The 18,819-nt window shown below is 41.4% G+C and carries 19 protein-coding genes; all 19 read right to left on the bottom strand.

The window, feature by feature from the left end; translation table 11 throughout:
• Positions 1-32: 32 nt before the first annotated feature.
• Complete coding sequence (gene tatC, locus CDZ78_RS01050; RefSeq protein WP_087868288.1) at positions 33-785, bottom strand: twin-arginine translocase subunit TatC; 753 nt, start codon at positions 783-785, stop codon at positions 33-35.
• Positions 772-1,080 (bottom strand): Sec-independent protein translocase protein TatB, encoded by a 309-nt coding sequence (tatB, locus tag CDZ78_RS01045; protein ID WP_087868287.1) that lies wholly within the window; start codon positions 1,078-1,080, stop codon positions 772-774. The genes tatC and tatB overlap by 14 nt, the downstream gene beginning before the upstream one ends.
• A gap of 3 nt (positions 1,081-1,083) precedes the next feature.
• The gene (tatA, locus tag CDZ78_RS01040) at positions 1,084-1,317 is read right to left on the bottom strand and encodes a twin-arginine translocase TatA/TatE family subunit (RefSeq protein WP_087868286.1); all 234 of its coding nucleotides are present in this window, start codon (positions 1,315-1,317) and stop codon (positions 1,084-1,086) included.
• A gap of 17 nt (positions 1,318-1,334) precedes the next feature.
• On the bottom strand, positions 1,335-1,652 hold the full coding sequence (locus CDZ78_RS01035) for a phosphoribosyl-ATP diphosphatase (RefSeq protein ID WP_087868285.1): 318 nt from the start codon (positions 1,650-1,652) through the stop codon (positions 1,335-1,337).
• Positions 1,645-2,052 carry a phosphoribosyl-AMP cyclohydrolase gene (hisI, locus tag CDZ78_RS01030; protein ID WP_087868284.1) on the bottom strand — a complete coding sequence of 136 codons (408 nt, stop codon included), beginning with the start codon at positions 2,050-2,052 and terminating at the stop codon, positions 1,645-1,647. Before hisI ends, CDZ78_RS01035 begins: the two co-directional genes overlap by 8 nt.
• Entirely contained in the window at positions 2,053-2,826 is a 774-nt protein-coding gene (gene hisF, locus CDZ78_RS01025; protein WP_087868283.1) for an imidazole glycerol phosphate synthase subunit HisF, read from the bottom strand. It lies immediately after the preceding gene.
• A gap of 9 nt (positions 2,827-2,835) precedes the next feature.
• On the bottom strand, positions 2,836-3,570 hold the full coding sequence (gene hisA / locus CDZ78_RS01020) for a 1-(5-phosphoribosyl)-5-[(5-phosphoribosylamino)methylideneamino]imidazole-4-carboxamide isomerase (protein ID WP_087868282.1): 735 nt from the start codon (positions 3,568-3,570) through the stop codon (positions 2,836-2,838).
• Positions 3,571-3,609: 39 nt separating this feature from the next.
• On the bottom strand, positions 3,610-4,251 hold the full coding sequence (gene hisH, locus CDZ78_RS01015) for an imidazole glycerol phosphate synthase subunit HisH (RefSeq protein WP_087868281.1): 642 nt from the start codon (positions 4,249-4,251) through the stop codon (positions 3,610-3,612).
• A 154-nt stretch (positions 4,252-4,405) separates the two neighbouring features.
• Positions 4,406-5,002 (bottom strand): imidazoleglycerol-phosphate dehydratase HisB, encoded by a 597-nt coding sequence (gene hisB / locus CDZ78_RS01010; protein WP_087868280.1) that lies wholly within the window; start codon positions 5,000-5,002, stop codon positions 4,406-4,408.
• 127 nt (positions 5,003-5,129) lie between these two features.
• Positions 5,130-6,935 (bottom strand): translational GTPase TypA, encoded by a 1,806-nt coding sequence (gene typA / locus CDZ78_RS01005; protein ID WP_087868315.1) that lies wholly within the window; start codon positions 6,933-6,935, stop codon positions 5,130-5,132.
• A 118-nt stretch (positions 6,936-7,053) separates the two neighbouring features.
• The gene (locus CDZ78_RS01000; protein ID WP_087868279.1) at positions 7,054-7,446 is read right to left on the bottom strand and encodes a rhodanese-like domain-containing protein; all 393 of its coding nucleotides are present in this window, start codon (positions 7,444-7,446) and stop codon (positions 7,054-7,056) included.
• 20 nt (positions 7,447-7,466) lie between these two features.
• Entirely contained in the window at positions 7,467-8,006 is a 540-nt protein-coding gene (locus tag CDZ78_RS00995; RefSeq protein ID WP_087868278.1) for a class I SAM-dependent methyltransferase, read from the bottom strand.
• 272 nt (positions 8,007-8,278) lie between these two features.
• Positions 8,279-9,181: a LysR family transcriptional regulator gene (locus CDZ78_RS00990; protein ID WP_087868314.1), complete on the bottom strand. Its 903-nt coding sequence runs from the start codon at positions 9,179-9,181 to the stop codon at positions 8,279-8,281.
• A 282-nt stretch (positions 9,182-9,463) separates the two neighbouring features.
• Positions 9,464-10,177 (bottom strand): phosphate signaling complex protein PhoU, encoded by a 714-nt coding sequence (phoU, locus tag CDZ78_RS00985; RefSeq protein WP_087868277.1) that lies wholly within the window; start codon positions 10,175-10,177, stop codon positions 9,464-9,466.
• A 71-nt stretch (positions 10,178-10,248) separates the two neighbouring features.
• Complete coding sequence (gene pstB, locus CDZ78_RS00980; protein ID WP_087868276.1) at positions 10,249-11,082, bottom strand: phosphate ABC transporter ATP-binding protein PstB; 834 nt, start codon at positions 11,080-11,082, stop codon at positions 10,249-10,251.
• 331 nt (positions 11,083-11,413) lie between these two features.
• Positions 11,414-13,072, bottom strand: coding sequence for a phosphate ABC transporter permease PstA (gene pstA / locus CDZ78_RS00975; protein WP_087868275.1), 1,659 nt, complete (start codon positions 13,070-13,072; stop codon positions 11,414-11,416).
• Positions 13,073-13,109: 37 nt separating this feature from the next.
• The gene (locus CDZ78_RS00970) at positions 13,110-15,359 is read right to left on the bottom strand and encodes an ABC transporter permease subunit (protein ID WP_087868274.1); all 2,250 of its coding nucleotides are present in this window, start codon (positions 15,357-15,359) and stop codon (positions 13,110-13,112) included.
• A gap of 380 nt (positions 15,360-15,739) precedes the next feature.
• A complete protein-coding gene (locus CDZ78_RS00965; protein WP_087868273.1) occupies positions 15,740-16,726 on the bottom strand; it encodes a PstS family phosphate ABC transporter substrate-binding protein in 987 nt (328 codons plus the stop codon).
• 193 nt (positions 16,727-16,919) lie between these two features.
• On the bottom strand, positions 16,920-18,269 hold the full coding sequence (gene mpl, locus CDZ78_RS00960; RefSeq protein WP_087868272.1) for a UDP-N-acetylmuramate:L-alanyl-gamma-D-glutamyl-meso-diaminopimelate ligase: 1,350 nt from the start codon (positions 18,267-18,269) through the stop codon (positions 16,920-16,922).
• Positions 18,270-18,819 lie beyond the last annotated feature (550 nt).

The raw sequence follows: 18,819 nt of genomic DNA, 5'->3' as shown, positions 1-18,819 counted from the left end.
GGCTACATACGGGCTACTAATTACCGTAATATCTAGTCAGACCCTAAACGTCGCTGACCACTTTTTCTGACAAACAAGCGCGAAAATAATAAGCCAGTTTCGAATAACAACCAAATCGGCACTGCTAGTAATGTCTGTGAAATAGCATCGGGGGGAGTTAAAAACATACCCACAATAAACGCACCAACAATAATATAGGGTCGTTTTTCAGCTAATTGCTGCGGCGTAAAAACACCTACCCAGACCAGTACAATCGTAACAATTGGCACTTCAAACGCCATACCAAAGGCAAAAAACATAGTCAGCACAAAATCCAGATATTTAGCAATATCGGTCATAACTGACACGCCTTCAGGCACTGCCGAAGTTAAAAAGCCAAATACCAGTGGAAAAACGACAAAATAGGCGAATACCATCCCTAATGCAAATAACAGCGTACTTGCCACTAATAATGGCGCAATCATGCGTTTTTCATGCGCATAAAGCCCAGGCGCAACAAAGGCCCAGAATTGATACAAAATGACAGGGATTGCGATAAATATCGCAGCGACCAAAACTAGTTTAAAGGGGGTTAAAAAAGGAGAAACGACATCAATGGCCACCATCGATGTGTTTTCTGGCAAAAATTGCATCAAAGGCTTAGCTAAAAAGCTATATATCTCGTTAGCAAAAGGCGTCATTGCCAGGAAAACCAGCAAGACACTCAATACGACTTTTAATAAGCGATTACGTAACTCAACAAGGTGGGAAATTAGTGGCTGTTCCTGCTCTTCATTCTTCGCCATGCTTTTCTTTATCCGTTGATTCTTTTTTTGCATCTAAAAAATGCTCTGCCCGGCCATTTAAATTCATGCCACTAGTCATGGAATCAATTTTATCTTGCTGTTCTTGCAATAATTGCCTTAGCTCTTCTTCCTTAAACTCTTCCTTGATTTCTTCTTTTACTACGGCAACCATATTTCGTGTTTTACCCAGCCAAAAGCCAGCAATACGCGCAACCTTAGGTAATTTCTCAGGACCAATAACCAGCAAACTTACTAACCCAATCAGACAAAGCTCCCAAAAACCAATATCAAACACGGCTTAAACTTTATCTTCTGGTTTTTTTTCTGTAACTTCTGCATTAATAACATCCGCATCGATCACATCATCATCTTTTTCTGAGAGCTTATTATCCCCCTCACCCTCTTTCATTGCTGAGCGAAAACCTTTTATTGCTCCACCCAGATCACCACCGATATTACGCAAGCGTTTAGTGCCAAATAAAACAATCACAATGACTAATACAATTAATAATTGGGTTATACTAATTCCCATAATAAGTCCTCTTTAGGTTATTTCTGACGCTGAGCTTTTTCTTCCAGGCCTGACAAGCCAAAACGTCGTTGTAATTCATTTAATACATCATCAGGGTGCAAGCCCTGCTCTGCAAGTAATACCATACAATGAAACCATAAATCAGCAGTTTCATAAATAATTTGTTCTTTATCACCGTCTTTTGCGGCTATCACTGTTTCTGTCGCTTCTTCACCAATTTTTTTTAAAATGGTATCCAGCCCTTTGGCATATAAGCTTGCTACATAAGAGGAGTCTGGCGATTCCTGTTTACGTTGCTCCAGAACAGTAGCTAATTCGGTTAAAACTTCACTCATTATATTTCTCGTATTTTTTATACATCTCTGCCGGATCTTTTAATACCGGTGCATTTTCTTTCCATACACCATTCTCCAGAGTCCGATAAAAACAACTCTCTCGGCCAGTATGACAAGCAATACCACCCTGTTGTTCAATTTCCAGCAAAACAACATCTTCATCACAGTCCAGTTGAATACTAATGACTTTTTGCTGATTGCCTGACTCTTCTCCTTTACGCCATAATCTTTTGCGTGAACGTGACCAATACACTGCATAACCTTTTTCAGCAGTTAATGCCAAGGACTCACGATTCATCCAGGCAAACATCACCACTCTACCTGTACCTGTTTGCTGAGCAATCACAGGCACCAAACCATCCTCTGTCCAGCGAATTTCATCTATCCATGCCTGATTCATTTAAAGGCGCACCTCGATCCCTTTATCACGCATATGCTGCTTGGCTTCTTCAACACTGTACTCAGCAAAATGAAAAATACTCGCAGCTAATACCGCATCAGCTTTACCTTTTATGACTCCATCTGCCAGATGCTCTAAATTTCCTACGCCACCCGATGCAATAATAGGCACAGCTACGGCCTCACTCACTGCACGAGTCAACTCTAGATCAAAACCAATTTTAGTTCCATCTCTATCCATACTAGTCAACAGAATTTCACCAGCACCATAGTCAACCATTTTTATGGCCCATTCGATCGCATCTATGCCCGTTTCCTTACGTCCTCCATGAGTGAATATTTCCCAACGATCAGGCTCACCCACAAGACTCACTTTTTTGGCATCGATTGCCACAACAATACATTGTGAACCAAATTTTTCTGCAGCTTGTTTAACAAATTCCGGATTGAATACAGCGGCGCTATTAATACCCACCTTATCAGCACCAGCATTCAGCATACAGCGTATATCCTCCAGCTTTCTAATACCACCACCCACGGTAAGCGGAATAAAAACCTCACTGGCAACCTGTTCAACAACATGCACAATAGTATCGCGATTATCATGTGTCGCGGTTATATCCAGAAAGGTAATTTCATCAGCCCCTTCTCGATCATAACGACGCGCGACTTCAACAGGATCTCCCGCGTCACGAATATCAACAAACTTTACACCTTTTACCACCCGCCCATTATCAACATCAAGACAGGGGATTATACGTTTAGCCAGGCTCATAACTATCCTTTAAGCAAATGACTCAGCAAGCTTCTCTGCTTCAACAAAATCAAGCGTACCTTCATATATTGCTCGCCCGGTAATTGCACCCATAATACCATCTCCAGCAACTGCACCCAGCGCATGAATATCATCCATATTGGTAATGCCACCTGAGGCAATCACAGGAATATTAATAGCTCGGGCTAATTTAGCAGTCGCTTCAACATTAACTCCCTGCATCATGCCATCACGAGCAATGTCGGTGTATATAATTGATTCTACACCGTGCTCCTCAAACTTCTGCGCCAGATCTATGACATCATGATGAGATAGTTTTAACCAGCCATCAATCGCCACCTTACCGTCTTTTGCGTCCAGCCCAACAATAATATGCCCAGGAAATTCAACCGCCACATCACGTACAAAATGCGGCTCGCTTACTGCTTTAGTACCAATAATGACATATTTAACACCTGCTTCTAAATAAGCTTGTATGGTATCTTCATCACGTATCCCACCCCCAATTTGTACAGGTACGTCAGGGTAGGCCGCGACTATTTGATGAATAATTTCAGCATTTCTTGGTTTACCTGCAAACGCCCCATCTAAATCAACTAAATGAATTCTTCTTGCACCAGCTTTAACCCAGCGGCCAGCAACTTCGACTGGATTATCTGAAAAAACAGTGTCATCTTCCATACGTCCCTGACGCAAGCGCACACATTTGCCGTCTTTTAAGTCAATGGCAGGTATTAACAACATTTTTAAGCCTCAATTATAAAATAATATTAAGAAAACAAATCAGGATTGCCCATCCCAATGCAAAAAGTTTTTCAGCAACTGTAAGCCAACTGCCTGACTTTTTTCCGGATGAAATTGCACAGCAAACACATTATCTTTTGCTAAGGCACAGGCAAAAGCCTCTGGGTATTCGGTTGTTGCTGCGATAGCATCAGACTCATCGGGCAGAGCATAATAACTGTGCACAAAATAAAATCGACTATCCTGTGCGATATCCTGCCATAAAGGATGTGCATGTTGCTGCACTTTATTCCAGCCCATATGCGGGATTTTAAGTCTTTGACCTTGCTCATCCTGCAGGTCTTTTTCAAAATGTATTACTTTCCCCGGGATAAGATTTAAGCAATCTGTGCCTCCATTTTCCTCACTACTAGATAGTAAAGCCTGCATTCCTAGGCAAACACCTAGCAAGGGCTTGCTATCTGCTACCTGGGCAATCACTTCAACTAACTCGGCAGTTTGCAGAGCATGCATACAGTCGCGAATAGCCCCTACTCCGGGGAATACGACACGATCAGCCGCTAAGATGGATTGTTTATCAGAAACAACACGCACATCAACTTCAGGAGATGCATGTTGTAAAGCTTTAGCGATGGAGTGAAGATTTCCCATGCCATAATCTATGACTGCTACAGAAGACATTTGAATAAATTAATCAATTTAATAATAAAGAACAATAGATCTCCTTCAAGCGGAATAGTTTTTTTGAAAAAACTTTAAACCAACTGTTCATAGCATTTCCTAAAAATGCTGGGTTACGTTATCTGTACTTCGCTAAATAAGCTAAGCTACAAGATTATAATACGCCTTTTGTAGATGGCATTATGCCTGCCATACGTGGATCTTCGGCAATCGCCATGCGCACTGCACGCCCCATTGCTTTAAATACCGTTTCTGCAACATGGTGCGCATTAATACCTTTCAGGTTATCAATATGCAAACTCACTCCGGCATGATTGACAAAGCCCTGAAAAAATTCACGGAACAAATCCACATCAAAGCTACCAATCAATGCACGTTTAAAATTTACTTCGTAATGCAAGCCAGGCCGCCCTGAAAAATCAATCACAACACGCGACAAAGCTTCATCTAAAGGCACATAGGCATGGCCATAACGAACCAGGCCCTTTTTATCGCCTAAAGCCTGCGCAAAAGCTTTACCTAAGCTTATACCTATGTCTTCTACTGTATGGTGATCATCGATTTGCACATCACCCTTGCAATAGATGTCCATATCGATCAAGCCATGGCGGGCAATTTGATCCAGCATGTGCTCTAAAAAAGGTACGCCGGTATCAAACTTTGCCTTGCCAGTACCATCCAGATTAATACTGACACTGATCTGCGTTTCTAATGTGTTGCGTTCAACAGTTGCGGTTCTATTTGTTGTCATCTTCTTTTATCTACCCTAGTTCCCACGGAGACCGCGGGAATTCATGCAAGAACGCTCTGCGTTCCGTGACGCAGAGCGTCACAAACTGCATTCCCATGCAGAACATGGGAACGAGAATACATGCCTATTATTTAGAGCGCTTACGTTCTATTTCAGTCAATAAAATTTTGCGTAAACGAATCGACTTCGGTGTGACTTCAACTAGTTCGTCATCACTGATAAATTCTAAGGATTGCTCTAAAGTCATTTTTTGAATCTTGGCACAGGTTAAACTTTCATCTGTTCCTGAGGCACGTACATTAGTTAATGGTTTAGGCTTAGTTGGGTTAACCACTAAATCGTTAGTACGAGAGTGAATACCCACTAACTGGCCTTCATAAATCTCATCGCCATTAACGACCAATAATTCACCACGAGCTTGCAGTGGATATAAAGAGTAATCAACCGCTTTACCTTTAGCCATAGAAATTAACACCCCACGCACGCGATTACCAACAGCGCCTTCTTTAATAGGGCCATAATGATCGAAAACATGGTAGTACAAACCAGATCCTGACGTTGCAGTTAAGAATTCTGTTTGAAAACCTAAGAGGCCACGCGAAGGCACGATATATTCCAAACGAATACGTCCTTTACCATCCGGCACCATATCTTTAAGATCGCCCTTACGGTCTCCTAACCTTTCCATAATAGTGCCTTGATGCTCTTCTTCAACTTCAATGGTCACATATTCAAAAGGCTCTGATTTAACCCCATCAATTTCCTTGATAATCACTTCAGGACGAGATACTCCCATCTCAAATCCTTCACGGCGCATATTTTCAATAAGTACCGATAAATGTAATTCACCACGCCCTGAAACTTTAAATTTATCAGGATCATCTGTTGGCGTAACACGTAAAGCTACATTATGTTGTAACTCTTTCTCTAGGCGGTCACTGATTTGACGTGTGGTAATAAATTTTCCTTCTCTACCGGCAAAAGGTGAGTTATTTACCTGAAAAGTCATGCTCACCGTTGGCTCGTCAATAGATAGGGCCGGTAAAGCTTCAACATTGTCTGGATCACATATCGTTTCCGAGATTTGCAAAGCATCAATACCACAGAAAGCAATAATATCACCCGCTCCTGCTGAATTAACCTCCACTCGCTCTAAACCATTAAAGCCATAAATTTTCAGCATCCGGCCACTACGAGTGTTACCTTCAATATCAACCAGGGTTAGTGGCATATTACGTTTAACCGTACCACGCTGAATACGTCCCACACCGATAATACCGACATAGGAGTTAAAATCCAGGCTAATAACCTGCATTTGAAAAGGACCATCAACATCTACTGCAGGTGCCTCTACTTTGTCGATAATCGTTTCAAATAATGGCGTCATATCACCACCTGACACATCGCCTTCCAGTCCCGCATAACCATTTATTGCTGAGGCATACACGATAGGAAAATCTAATTGCTCATCCGTAGCACCCAGATTATCAAATAAATCAAAAGTCTGATCGACAACCCAGTCAGGTCGAGCACCAGGGCGATCAACCTTGTTAATTACAACAATCGGCTTCAAACCCAAAGCAAAGGCTTTTTGCGTCACGAAGCGTGTTTGTGGCATAGGTCCATCAACCGCATCAACTAATAACAGTACACTGTCAACCATGGATAAAACACGCTCTACTTCGCCACCGAAGTCGGCATGTCCAGGTGTATCAACAATATTAATATGATAGCCATTCCAGTCTATAGCCGTATTTTTTGCCAGAATGGTAATGCCACGCTCTTTTTCCAGGTCATTAGAGTCCATCATTCTTTCAGTGGTTTGCTCATGTTCTGCAAACGTACCAGATTGCTCTAATAATTTGTCAACCAGCGTTGTTTTACCATGGTCAACGTGGGCAATAATGGCTATATTTCTTAATTTATCTATCACTTTATTTGTACTATTGTTAATGAATTTCATGTTTTCAAATAATGAAAACATTTATGTTGTTAATTCTTTTGACTATGGCTTACACAGCCTAGCTATGTAAGTTTAAATTTATTTGTAGCTACGACTGCTCCCACGGCAACTGGCAAAAACGCCAACCACTTAGATTGCCACGATGCTTATTCTTATCCAGATCGCCTTCAAAACCATCAAGGATATTAACCAAGTGTTTAAAGCCGGCTTGCTGCAAAACATCGGCAGCCTCTAATGAGCGTTTACCACTACGACATAAAAGCAAAACAGGGATCGCAACATCACTCACAGCTTGCTTAACTTGCTTAATAAAATCTGCATTTAACTGCCAGTCAGGTGCGTCTTTCCACGGCACCAGCACTGCACCTACTGGATGACCAACAAAACCATGTTCGATGGTTGTTCGAACATCAATCATGACAGCATCCGGGGTCTTCTGCATTAATTCCCATGACTGCTGAGGTGTTAAGTTTTCTATCATTTACTTAATACTTATTATAATTAGATCTTTTGCCCGACAAACTGAGCTTCATTCCTTAAGCCTTGTCGAATCGCACCTAAGCCTGAATTTTCTCGATAATACACTAGCTTCAACGAGGAAAATATTTGTAACAATTCATTTTCTGCCAATAAATAACGAAGATTTTTTGGCCCTTGCTCAGAAGATTTATATTGCGTATAGGTTTGATAAAACAGCAAACCATTAGGTTTTAAACTCTCCATTATCGCATTACAAATCGAACGGTCAAGAAATCGACTGACAACAATCACATCAAAGCAGTTGGGAGAAAATCTTTGCGTGGTAATTTCTTGAGTGAAGGTCCTGATAGCTATGGCGTGCGCATCTGCTTGCTGTTGCAGTTTACGCAGCGCAACAGAAGAAATATCCCATGCCTGCGTGGTCAGACCTTGCTTAGCTAATAGCAAGGCATTGGCACCTAAGCCACTGGCTAAATCCAGAGCGACCCCTGCTGAAGGTAATAAAAAAAGGTTTTCAGATAAAACTGATGCAGGCTCACTATTAATACTGAAGTTTCCCAATAATTATTTATGGTAAAATTGAAACTATGCTACAACTATATGAAAAAAATAGTCTTTTCATTCGTTTCAAATGCTATTGCCTAAGGGGAATTAAGTAGGGGTTTGCTATAAACATGGCAAAACCACCTAAAATAAACCTCGATACACCAGCATTGTGTATTTCAGCTACTCAATAATTGGGAAACTTCAGTATTTTTTCAGATAAAACTGATGCAGGCTCACTATTAATAGTCTCAGATTGATAAACCTGATCCCATTTATCCCTCAGCACCTTAACCATTAAAGGCCGAGCGCGTCCTTAACCACTCTTCAAGAAAAACTAAAAATGCGTGAACTTTTGCTGATAAATATTTTCGGTGTGGATAGACAGCATGAATATTCATGGGTTCAATCGCATAATCTTGCAATACAACCCGTAAATGCCCTTTCTCTATATCTCTGGCAACAATATATTCAGGCAACATCACCAGTCCCAGGCCTTTTTTAGCGGCAATACGAATCGGGTCCGCTGCATTTGCCTGCATCCGCCCAGAAACTATAATTTCTTTTTTGCCTTCCTGCCCCTTAAAAAGCCATTTATTGCTCGGTGGAATAGAACTATTCACTAAGCAACTATGCTGCACCAGGTCTTCAGGTACCAAAGGCAATCCATTTTCGGCAAAATAAGAACTAGAACCACAAACTAGCAATGGCGAACTAGCCATTTTTTTAGCGACTAAACTGGTATCCTCCAGACTTCCAAAGGCTATCGCAATATCAATCCCCTCATCTACCAGGTCACCATAACTGCTTTGTAAAATCAGATTAACCGATAACTCCTTATGTAATCTAAGAAATTCTGCAATAGCAGGAGCAACATATAAAGCGCCAATAACACTTGGAGCACTGATCTTTAACTTTCCTTTAGGTTCAGTATGCAAGAGGCTAACAGCATCTTCCATTTCCTCTATTTCCGCCAGAACTGTGCGGCACCTTTGCAAATAGGTTGCACCAACATCGGTCAAACTTAGGCTACGCGTCGTACGATTAAATAAACGCGCACCCAGATAACTTTCCAGTTGCCCCATATGCTTAGTTGCCATTGCCCTGGAAATAGACATTTCTTTCGCGCCACCAACAAAGCTACCTGCCCTGGCAACGCTGACAAATACCTTCATTCCTGTTAATTTATCCATAGGCCAACAAATCAGGAGTATTAAGAATAATTTGTCATTATAACGTTGCAGGCGACACAGGTACACTCAAACACGCATCCACTACTAGGAAAGGGCATATGCTCGCACGCCCATAGCTACGGTTTCCGCGGACAATCGCGCCACTGAATTAATCACGTAGCCTGTATGGAGCTTGCGGAATACAGGAAAATTAGCGCACTCACTTCCCCGTATTACACAAGCTCCATACGGGCTACACAACTATCGTTTTTTCTATTTTAGCCGAGAGGCTATCGGGTTAGCTTAACCCAAAATCACCTGCTTAATATCTTCCTGCTGCATATGCCTGACATCTTCACCTTTAACTGCATAAATCACATACTCACAGACATTACAGGCATGGTCCCCAATTCTTTCCAGTGAACGAATGACATTCATGATATAGAGTGCTCGCTTAATATTACGATTATCTTCCATCATCGATAGCGTTAACTGGCGAAAAATACCCACATATTCTCGGTCGATGTCTTTATCTTGCGCTAAAATACCTACCGAACTCTCTACATCCAGTCTAGCGAACACATCCAGCGCATCATGCAAGATTGTTCTGACTAATTCAGATAAATGCTTCAACTCATAAAATTCCGATAAATCTCTATTGTGCTCTTCAAGTTTAAACACCATTTCCGCAATACGTGTAGCCTGATCACCAATACGTTCCAGTTCGGTTATTGTTTTAGAAATAGCAATTAACAGGCGCAAATCAAATGCTGCAGGCTGACGCTTAGCTATAATTAACAAGCAATCTTCATCAATCTCACCTTCTAATGCATTGACAGCCGCGTCCTTTTGTACAACTTGTTCAGCTAGTTCAACATCACCCATTGATAGCGCCTCCATCGCATCTAACGATTGCTGCTCAACCAAGCCGCCCATCACCAAAACTTTATTGCGTATATCTTCTATCTCTTCATTAAATTTATGAGAAATATGCTGACCTATATGTTTTTTTTCCATTTTTTCTTGCTCGCTTATTATCGTATCCAGTTACTGCTTCCTGACAGTATCAATGCACTCGCTATTCTTCTTTACCCGTATCGTCCGGTAATATAATCTTCCGTTTGCTTTTTTGTAGGGTTAGTAAAGATATTATTGGTATCACCAAACTCTATTAAGTCCCCCATATACATAAAAGCAGTGTAATCTGATACGCGCGCAGCCTGTTGCATATTATGCGTAACAATCACAATGGTGTAGGTCTTTTTCAACTCATTGATCAACTCTTCAATTTTTAAAGATGAAATGGGATCCAGTGCCGAAGAAGGCTCGTCCAGCAACAAAATTGTTGGCTCAATAGCGATGGCCCGGGCAATTACCAAGCGCTGCTGTTGTCCTCCAGATAACCCCAGAGCATTATCCTGCAAACGATCTTTTACTTCATCCCAGATTGCAGCACCACGCAGTGACTTTTCAACCGCTTCATCCAGAGTTCTACGGTCATTAATCCCTTGTATACGCAGACCATAAGCAACATTCTCATAAATAGATTTAGGAAACGGGTTCGGCTTCTGAAATACCATCCCCACATGCCTACGTAATTCTGCCACATCAACACCAGGCCGATAAATATCTTTGCCTTCTATTTTAATACTGCCCTCAATTCTGGCTATATCAACTAAATCATTCATACGATTTATGCAGCGCAATAAAGTTGATTTACCACAACCACTCGGACCAATATAAGCAGTCACCTGTTTTTTAGGTATTTCCATAGTAATACCGTGTAAGGCTTGTTTTTCGCCATAAAACAGATTTAAGCCCTGTATGCTAATACTGGTTTCTGCTACCTGGCTTTTGACTTGATTATTTTGTGCAATAGCACTCATATCAATGGCATGTGTACGTACTGGTTCGGTACTCATAGGGTTACTCGGTTACTGTGTATTTAAATAATTATTTTTACCATGAAAAGTTTGCAGGCCTTGAAACTATGCTTTTCTGAAATTCAGATGCTTATTCGGCAAATTACTAGCAAACTTTCTTTGCTCACTTCACGTACTTCATGGCGATAAAAACTCACCTAAGAAGCTAGGATTTAATAATACCCGAAAGTATGGCGCAGGATTTTGGATTCACAGTCGTACTAGGAAAATAGGCGCATAGCAGGCTACGCAACTGTTTTTTTAGGGCGGATGTGGAGTCAAAAGACAAGTCAGACTCGGGTATTATTGAATTCTCGTTCCTAAGGAGCTATTAATTTTCTAATGCTCTATATTTTTCGCGTAGATGGTTTCTTATTCCAACAGCAAATAAATTCAAGCCGATAATGACCATTACTAATAACAAGGCAGTGGCATAAACCAAAGGTCTAGCTGCTTCAACATTAGGGCTTTGGAAGCCAACATCATAAATATGAAAACCTAGATGCATAAATTTTCTATCTAAATGCATAAAAGGAAAATTACCATCTAGCGGTAGCGTCGGCGCTAATTTCACCACCCCGACTAGCATTAGCGGGGCAACCTCTCCTGCAGCTCGAGCCACAGCTAAAATCAAACCGGTCATCATTGCAGGGCTAGCCATTGGCAACACCGTACGCCATAAAGTTTCTGCTTTAGTTGCCCCTAAAGCCAGGCTACCTTCGCGGATAGATTTAGGAATACGTGATAAACCTTCTTCCGTTGACACAATCACGACAGGTAAAGTCAATAATGCCAACGTCAATGATGCCCACAACATTCCCGGGGTACCAAAAGTAGGAGCTGGCATTGCTTCCGGGAAAAACAAGGCATCGATATTGCCACCCAGAATATAAACAAAAAACCCTAGCCCAAACACCCCGTAAACAATAGAAGGCACACCTGCCAGATTATTGACGGCAATACGAATAATACGTGTCATAGTGCCTTGTTTGGCATATTCACGCATATACACTGCAGCAATCACGCCAAAAGGCGTGACAATAACCGCCATAATCATGACCATCATCACGGTACCAAAAATCGCAGGAAAAACGCCCCCTTCAGTATTAGCTTCGCGTGGATCATCGCTTAAAAATTCCCAGACTTTTCTAAAATAATGCCCTGTTTTTTGCAAAACATTCATCGCATTCGGTTGATAATAAAGGACAACTTTTTCTAATGCAATCTCAACTTGCTGTCCATTAGATGTTTTAGCGACTAGACTATCCCGTCTAATTTTCTGATTGAGATCCGTTAGATTAGCCTGCAAGGCCTGATATTTTTTTTGCAGCTCTGCTTTCTGCAAAACAAGACCTTGCTTTGCTGTAGCATCAAACTTATTTTCTAATTCTAATTTTCGTTGCTTTAGACGTAGGCGCTCCAATTGATAATTAATAGTACCAATTTCACCCCTCTCAATATCTTTAATTTGCTCAAAGATATCCAGTGTACGCTGCATACGGATTGCTAAATCCGCCCAGGCACCTTCCCCCTGCGCAACAACTTCTCCACTCTGCTTAATGCTTTCTAAATAGCCGTAGAAATTTCCCCACTCACGACGCTCCAGCACCATTAAATTCTCAGGATAACTAGTCTGACGCATATCTTTACCCAGTAACCAGCGAAAATCCAGACCACTGATATCTCTATTACCTGTTTTCACTAAATACTGTGCTAACCCTGCAGCAGCCTGCTCTGGTGTATAACCTGCGGCTTTGGCAAGCTCTGGTTTGAGTACTTGCTGCTCAACCATTTCCCCGACAACAGTAATAGTTTGCTTACTACCTTTTTCGACATATTCAATAGCGGCGACCTGCGCTGGCCAAAAATGCCCTAAGCCACGTACTGCAATCAATGCTAATAAGCCAAAAACCATAATCAAGCTTAAGCTTACGGCGGCGGCATTTAACCAGACCCACGGCGCACCTGTTTTAAACCATTCACGAATCATACCGACACCCTTAAATCTGTAATTCTATAATCATGCATCATAATGAGCTGTATTTTTCACGTAAACGCTGACGAATCAGCTCAGCCAACGTATTAAAAACAAAGGTAAAGGCGAATAAAACCAGTGCTGCTAAAAATAGCACCCGATAATGAGTGCTATCCACTTCCGCCTCCGGCATTTCAACCGCAATATTGGCAGATAAAGTACGCATGCCCTGAAATACACTTAAATCCATTACCGGAGTATTACCTGTTGCCATTAAGACAATCATAGTTTCGCCCACAGCTCGCCCCAGACCAATCATAACCGCAGAAAAAATCCCCGGGCTCGCTGTTAATAACACCACTTTAGTCATCGTTTGCCAGGGTGTTGCACCTAAAGCTAAAGACCCAACACTTAAATGCTTAGGTACACTAAAAATTGCATCTTCAGTAATCGAAAAAATAGTAGGAATCACAGCGAAACCCATGGCGATACCGACCACCAGCGAGTTACGCTGATCATAACCTATGCCCAGCTCATTATTAAACCAGACAATAAGCTCACCATTAAACATCAGATCTTCTAATGGAGCGCTAACGCTATAAGCGAACCACGTCGCCAATAGAATGACGGGGATAAGCAATGCAGCATCATACCCATCAGGGACTTTCAAACGTATAGACTTAGGTAAAAACTGCCATGCAAAAGCGAACAGTAACACAGAGATGGGCAGTACTAATAAAATGCTAAACACTGACATTAAGTGCTCTTCGACAAAAGGAGCCAGCCATAAACCTGCCAGAAAACCCAGAATAACGGTAGGCAGAGCCTCCATAATCTCAATACTGGGCTTGACCACTCTGCGCAAGCCTGGCGCCATAAAATAAGCGGTATAAATCGCGCCCATAATCGCTAAAGGAACAGCTAACATCATGGCATAAAAAGCCGCCTTCAAAGTTCCAAAAACTAGTGGGGTCAGGCTGTATTTCGGTTCAAAGTCATTACTTGATGAAGAGGATTGCCAGATATAATCAGGTTGTGGATAACTCTCATACCAGACTTCTTGCCAGATTGACTTTATTGAGACTTCCGGGTGTTCATTATCAACTTCCCAGACATGAATCATGCCCAGATTATCCTGCAATAAGAAAGCATTAGCTCTTGGGGACATCACTAGTAACTTAGGCACCGCCGAGGTAACCTTCATCCTGAGTAACTCTCTTTCTGCAGTAGAATGATAAATCCCTGCAACACCTTGAGCATCAACAGCAATAAAACCTTTGCGCCGCTGCTCAGCATCTATGGCAACAACAGGTAGTTCAGAAACTTTAAATGCGCGCAGTTTCTGCACAGAGTAATGATTCGTGGCATCACGCACCAGACTCCACTGGCTCACGAGACCATTATTATCTCCCGCCAATAAAGATAACTCGCCGGTCAAAAAAACCAGACTGGTAAGCTGATCACCTGCATTAAGGATTTGTGTATGTTGAACAAGGACCGGATGTTGCTTATCGCTGATATTAAACAGGCTTAAATGGCCATCTCGTGTCGCCAGGTACAGGTTTCTCTGCTCTTTATCGAGTAACAGAAATTCAAGGTCAATTGCATCAACTTCTAACCTGGCATCGAAACGTTCAAAACTGTCTTCATCGGCAAAAAGAGAGTCTTCCTTAAATAAATTAGTTAATAAAACCCGGTTATCTGCTGTTCTTGCGACAAAGGTTGTACCTGACTCATTTGATCTAAAGGCAATATCAATAATAGCCTTCCCTTCCGGGTCAATTTGTAGAGCTTGCTCGCCTAATGGAAATTCTAACTGCGGCGTAATTAAGCGCTTATCATTGGGATATGTAATGCGATATTTATGCCTTACAACAATAACTCCGCCATTAGACAGTCCGTATACCACATAACCTTGCGAGGGTGAACCAACGGCAAAACTGGTAATAGCCACATCGACTGGGACTCCGATAGACTCGGTTTTAAGCACCACACCGCTATCTACTGCAAAAAAAACGGCTTTACCTTGATCGGTAAAGCGTACTGCGACTTCATTCTGCTCTTCAGGGGTAAAGAACAAAGTCTTACCAGCTGAAGCCTCAGGCACCTGGTATTGATGTACCGGATGCGCCTCTGCAGAAACAAAAAGTGGGTAGACCACATACATCAAATAGAAGAAAATCAAGACAATGGCAACAATAACACCCAGACCGCCGGCAACAACGCCATAACGGGCTAGCTGGTCTTTTATCTTGCGCCATTTTTGATAAGTTGCACTTATCTGAAGGTTAGAAGTTGCCATAAATAAAGATCATTGCGTGGTTTTCGAATCAATATTCTATTGTACAATCCTTATATGACAACAATGTGACATGAACTTAGGGAGATGGAAACACACATCATCCAAGATTGCTGGTCTTTTTGTCCGTCTTCTACGCTGTAGTAACAGTTGCGTAGCCTGCTATGCGCCTGTTACTACGCCTTGAATACGAACAAAAATCCTGCCCAATAGTGGACGTTTATTTATTTCCAGCTCCCTTACCAAAAAAAAGCCAGAACTCACTAATGGATTAACGTGAAATAAATTGAGAGCACTGTAGGGCATGGTTTCAGACCACCTTTATTTAGAACTGGCGAGCTGAAGCCGCGCCCTACAATTTCATGATCCCTGCTCAGGCAAAGTTATTGTAGTTCAGCTAACTTTTTCTTAACGACACTGGCAGGCAGAGGAATATAGCCGTCTTTAATTACAATTTGCTGACCTTCTTTAGAAAGAACCATCTTAATAAACTCTCTTTCCAATGGTGCTAAAGGATGGTTAGGCTTTTTATTAACATAAACATATAAGAAACGCGCCAAAGGGTATTTACCTGATAGTGCATTCTCCGGCGTTGCAGCAACAAATGGAGAGCCTTCTTTTTTCGTTAATGAAACTGCTTTAACCCCTGATGTTTTATAACCGATGCCAGAATAACCAATACCGTTCAACGAGGTAGACACAGACTGCACAACTGATGCTGATCCAGGCTGCTCATTTACGTTGTTCTTGAAATCCCCTTTACATAAAGCTTTTTTCTTAAAATAACCATACGTACCTGACACCGAATTACGTCCATATAACTGAATGCTCTTACTCGCCCATGAATCAGTTAAGCCCGCATCACCCCAGGTAGCTATATCAGTTGCATAGCCACATTTGCGTGTTGACGACATAATCGCGTCAACCTGAGCAATTGTCATACCTTCAATCGGATTATCTTTGTTGACATAAACCGCCAATGCATCGATGGCAACAGGAACTGCAGTAGACTTATAACCATACTTTTTTTCAAAAGCATCCAGTTCCTTGTCTTTCATTTTACGACTCATAGGACCGATATTTGCAGTTGCTTCTGTTAAAGCCGGCGGCGCTGTAGATGAACCTGCTGCCTGAATCTGAATATTTACATTAGGATAATAACGCTTGAATGACTCAGCCCATAAAGTCATAAGATTTGCTAAAGTATCAGAGCCAACACTGGATAGATTACCGGCAACGCCACTTTCTTTTTTATATTCTACAAGATCAGGATCGACTGTTTGCACAGCCATCACAGAATTGCTTACCAAGCTTGCTGAAACCAATCCAGCAGCAGCGACTAAAGATTTAGCTTTAGAAGTAAATTTCATTTTAATACTCTCATTATCAAATTAACATGTAACGTATTATGAATTGAGAATATGACAGCTTTATGACATGAGATTATTAATCGTCTGCTTATTTGATATGGCTACGAAGGGGATTGAGGATTTAAAAATACCCGAAAGTATCAAATTGGGATATTAATTAATTTTAATTCCTAAGATAAAGTTTATTATCAAATCACAGCTCACTTTGTAAGCGCTGATAAATACCGCCAAAACTACCATTACTCATCATTAAAAAATGACTATTGGGCGCCATTTCTTGCTGCAGTTCGCTGATAATTTCATCGATAGAGGTACAAATCTTAATATTATTTGTCTCCGTTTGTAATGCCATTAAATCCCAGTCTAGCTCTTCAGGCTGATAGATAATTGTACGATCTGCCAAGACAAGGGATTCAGCCAATACTTCACGATGAACTCCCATACGCATTGTATTTGAACGAGGTTCAACCACAGCAATGATTTTCTCTGCTCCCACATGCTTGCGTAAACCCTGTAAAGTCATCTGAATAGCAGTCGGATGATGAGCAAAATCATCATAGACGGTAACACCCTTAATATTGGCAATCACTTCCATGCGCCGTTTAACATTTTTAAACTTTGTTAAAGCCGCTATTGCATTGACAGGTAATATTCCGATATGTCGTGCTGCTGCAATTGCTGCTACTGCATTATAAACATTATGCAAGCCGGTTAACGGCCATTTAACTTGCCCCTGAATTTGCTGCTCAAATGCCACACTAAAATGACTACCATCCTCTTCTAGTAACTCTGCCTGCCATGCCGCATTCTGATTAATAGCAGTTAATTGCACCGGAGTCCAGCACCCCATAGCCAAAGTATCTTGTATATTTTCATCTGCTTCAGGGCAGATAATCATCCCCTCACCCGGAATAGTTCTTACTAAATGATGAAACTGGCGCTTAATCGCTGCTAAATCATCAAAAATATCCGCATGATCAAATTCCAGATTATTTAAAATGGCGGTTCGCGGTCGATAATGGACAAACTTGGAGCGCTTATCAAAAAATGCCGAATCATATTCATCCGCTTCAATAACAAAAAAATCGGACTCGCCTGAACGCGCCGAAATGCCAAAATTCATCGGAATTCCACCAATTAAAAAACCGGGTTTAAAGCCCTGGTGCTCCAGAATCCAGGCAAGCATACTACTGGTGGTAGTTTTTCCGTGAGTCCCTGCAACAGCCAACACCCATTTATTCTGCAACACATATTCAGCCAACCACTGTGGACCCGAGGTATATTTTAAACCCTGATTTAATACCGCTTCAACTTCAGGATTACCCCGCGACAGCGCATTACCGATCACGACTAAATCTGGTTTGATCTGTAAATTTTCAGCCCTATAGCCCTGCATTAACTGTATGCCTTGCTCAGCTAATTGCATGCTCATCGGAGGATATACATTCTGATCAGAGCCACTAACAGTATGCCCCAGCTCTCTTGCAATCAAAGCAAGCCCACCCATAAATGTACCGCAAATACCTAAAATATGAATATGCACAAAAGACTCCTGTTTAAATGTGCGAATTGAAATGAATATAGTGAAAAATCATGTGAAATAAACCCACAGGAATGAGAATTTAATAATACCCTCTCTTGGAAATAGATAAAATAACATAGCACAATGAGGTGCGGATATTTAGCCCACCCTTATAAGATGCAGACAAAAGAGACAGTGAAAGTATTCAACAAAATCCCCTTCCTGTTAGGAGGGATTAGGGGAAGTTTTATATCTTAAAACTAATCACGCAATTTCAATGGCATATGTTTTCCTGATTACCCATAACTCTCAGCTACACTACGTCATTCCTGCATGTTTTTAGCAGGAATCTCGTGGGGTTAGACAAAGATTCCCGATAAAGCTTGTGCCCACGCTTGACTGGGTAGACTTCGGGAATGACGAGTTTTTTAACATACTAATATTTCAAGTATTATTGTAATATGGCTAAGAGTTATGGGTAATCAACTATGTTTTTACACGACCCCCTTCTGTCCTTAATACTGCTTACTTAAGGGGGATAGCATAATAAACAATAAGTTAAGAATGTAGG

Source organism: Bathymodiolus platifrons methanotrophic gill symbiont (assembly GCF_002189065.1).
GTDB lineage: Bacteria > Pseudomonadota > Gammaproteobacteria > Methylococcales > Methylomonadaceae > Methyloprofundus.
This window is presented reverse-complemented; position numbering and strand designations above follow the sequence as displayed.